The organism is Sulfuricella sp. (assembly GCF_035531155.1).
GTDB lineage: Bacteria > Pseudomonadota > Gammaproteobacteria > Burkholderiales > Sulfuricellaceae > Sulfuricella.
The window spans coordinates 1-2,800 of the sequence record NZ_DATKTK010000065.1 but is presented as its reverse complement, the minus strand read 5'-3'; the positions used below and the strand labels follow the sequence as shown (position 1 = coordinate 2,800).

The window sequence follows — 2,800 nt, the reverse complement described above, 5'->3', positions numbered from 1 at the left end:
GTCGCCGGTGATGATCGCAGGCGCGTCCGTTGCAAACTCGGAAATGCCCTTGAACACGTACTTCGGCGTGTTCGGCGTGAAGTCCGCGATCAGCTTGTTGTAGATGGTCAGGTTAGGCGCGAGCACGAAGAAGTTGTTGATGCCGTGCGCCAGGTGCAGGTAGGCGATGAACGCACCCATCAATCGAGTCTTGCCGACGCCGGTCGCCAAGGCGAAACACAACGAGGGAAATTCACGTTCAAAGTCCGTGACTGACGGAAATTCGCTGCGAATGATTTCCAGTGCCGTGGCAACATCCGCGGCCTTTCTTGGCGGCACGACCTCGGTGATGCGATCCAGTAATTCCAGCGAGCGACGCTGCGGTGGACGCAAGCTCAGACGGCCAGCAATGGCATTGACGTGCCGGTTCATTCCTTGTCCCCCGTTTTCGTGCCCGGCTTCTTCCGCGTTGGGCTTCGCTTGCCGGCTTCGATCTGTTTGAGCTTGGTGGTCGCTGCGTCGAAATCACGCTCCACCGCCGTGACCTTGTTCGCCTGCTGCTGGCGATACAGATCGAACTGCGCGCCAGCATGCTCCACCGCCGATTCGTGGCTGATCCGACCGGCGTGGGTGAGGATGTCGCGCTCGCTCAGGCGCAGGAAATCGTCGAGTTTCCTGATCCAGGCCTGCATGGTCATGGGACGCCGGTTAAGAGCCTGCAGCTCGGCGAACTCCAGGTAAGCATTGACGATGCGGTTGAGCGCTTCCAGCTCCTTGACCTCCAGATAGTTTTTCGCCACGGCGGCATCGGCCTTGCGCGGTCGCTCGGCGCTCCAGCTCGTCATACCCATATTCGGCTTGCCTGAGTCAGCGCGCGCCCTGACGATTTCCGCTGCCGTGTGGCCATGTGCCGCCCAGTGCATCTTGTTCTGGATCGTCTTGAAGAAGCGCTGGCTGGCCTCTGCGCTTCCGTCGTAATCGACGCTGGTGGCGTAGATGTCCAGCACCTTGCGCCAGAACATCCGTTCCGAAGATCGGATATCGCGGATGCGGGACAGCAGCTCTTCGAAGTAGCCATCGTCCGGCCCGCGCTTCAGGCGCTCGTCGTCCAGCGCAAAGCCCTTGACCAGGAACTCCTTCAGCCGTTCGGTAGCCCACTGGCGAAATTGCGTGCCCAGCGGCGACCGCACCCGGTAGCCAACGGCTAGAATGGCCTCCAGGCTGTAATGATCCAGGTCGCGGCGCACTACCCGATGCGCCTCCTGCCGAACCGTCCGGAAACTCCGGACAGTTCGTTCAGGGTCGCACTCGCCCTCTTCGTAGATGTTCTGCAGGTGCTCGCTGACGGTCTTGTTGCTGACCTGATAGATCTCCGCCATCTGACGCTGGGTCAGCCAGACCGAGCCGCCCTCCAGGCGTACCTCGATCCGTGTCCGCGCGTCCGCAGTGCGGTACAGAATCAGCTCGGAAGCCGACTTGCCTTCATCGCCGTCCTTGCTCATGCCTCGCCCTCGGTGAACAGTCCGGCTTGCGCAGGCGGTGGAGCATCCAGCTCGGGCGCTTTCGGCAGGTTCTCCACCTGCAGTGAATAGTCGTCGTGACCCCACTCGCAGCGCGACAGTACCTGCTTCGGGATCTTGCGGACGGTCAGATTGGGGAAGTCACCCTTGCCACGAAACGCCGGGCATAGCACCAGCAGTGATCGCTCCAGCCCGACTTCCTCGGCCAATTGTTGCAACTGCTCATGACTCAGGGTCGCGGTGGTGACGTAGAGGAAGTCGCGCTCAGTGGAATAACCCTGTTGCCAGTACACGGTGTCACTGGGCGCATAGGCGAAGCCTTCAAGTTTGCACAGCGCCTCGGCCAGCATCGCCGCGTTGTAGTCACAATGGATGACCCAGTTACCCCACTTATCCTTTTCCAGCAACGACGGCGCGAGGTGGTAGTAGCGGAAACCGCCGCCGCCTTTCCAGCCGGCCGCTTCGGTAATGCCGCCTCTATCTACGCCGTCGATGACCTTCTTCAGTCGCGGGATGATGTGCGTATGGCAGTGCTCGCCGAGCTCCACCATGATCCAGCGGCGGCCCATTTTTTGGGCTACTGCGCCGGTAGTGCCGGAGCCCCCAAAGGAGTCAAGGACAATATCGCCTGGTCCAGAGAATCTCTCAAGCACAATCCGCAATAGCGCCTCCGGCTTCTTACCCCCTCTGAAGTCGACACCGCCCTCATTGCGGCAATTTCCAAAGCTTCCTGCGAGATCATAAAAATTTTCAATTGGGACTGTGGCAACTTCAGCGTCTTCCCGTCGCTGGCCCACGGGAACACCTTGAAAATATTTGCCCTTTGTCGCTGTCGCTCGGGCGGGGCCGGTGAAGTACCTATACCCAAGGCCATCATCGCCAATGGACTCTACTTTATAGAGTGCTCCTAGACCATCTTGGGAGACGCGGCCAGCTAGATAGTCTCGGAAGAACCGGCCAGACGAGTTCCCGTCAAGAATGGTTCCGGTTGCCCAAATTTCCTTGAGCCCGTCAATGTGCCCGTCGGACTCCGACAGCGACCACTCACCCTTAGCAAATACGATCGCCTTTTTCCCACCGAGCACCGTCGCTTTGCCTGCCTTATGCTCCTTTATCGCCCACCTGAATTTGCCGAAACCAAACTCCTTCTTTTCAAGAATGGGGCGAGCCCCAAATGCTCGTCGATACACATGGATCTGTTCGACTTGTTTGTGAAAGTCCATGTCCTGCTTGAGTGTCTTTTCGGCATACCTCACTTGCACATAAAGTGTTGCCAAGTAATTGGTACGCCCAAAGACTTC

Annotated in this window: 3 protein-coding genes; all 3 read right to left on the bottom strand. The window is 59.0% G+C overall.

The genetic code is table 11. From position 1 onward, the window contains the following. Window positions 1-411, bottom strand: a 411-nt coding sequence (locus VMV64_RS15310) for a DEAD/DEAH box helicase family protein (protein ID WP_325331883.1), incomplete at its 3' end; no start/stop codon positions are given. Beyond that, on the bottom strand, window positions 408-1,481 hold the full coding sequence (locus VMV64_RS15305) for a virulence RhuM family protein (protein WP_325331882.1): 1,074 nt from the start codon (window positions 1,479-1,481) through the stop codon (window positions 408-410). The genes VMV64_RS15310 and VMV64_RS15305, both read right to left, overlap by 4 nt. Beyond that, window positions 1,478-2,800, bottom strand: a 1,323-nt coding sequence (locus tag VMV64_RS15300) for a site-specific DNA-methyltransferase (RefSeq protein WP_325331881.1), incomplete at its 5' end; no start/stop codon positions are given. The genes VMV64_RS15300 and VMV64_RS15305, both read right to left, overlap by 4 nt.

Coding starts and splice junctions, on each gene's coding strand:
- VMV64_RS15305 (WP_325331882.1), bottom strand. CDS start 1,481: ATGAGCAAGGACGGCGATGAAGGCAAGTCGGCTTCCGAGCTGATTCTG.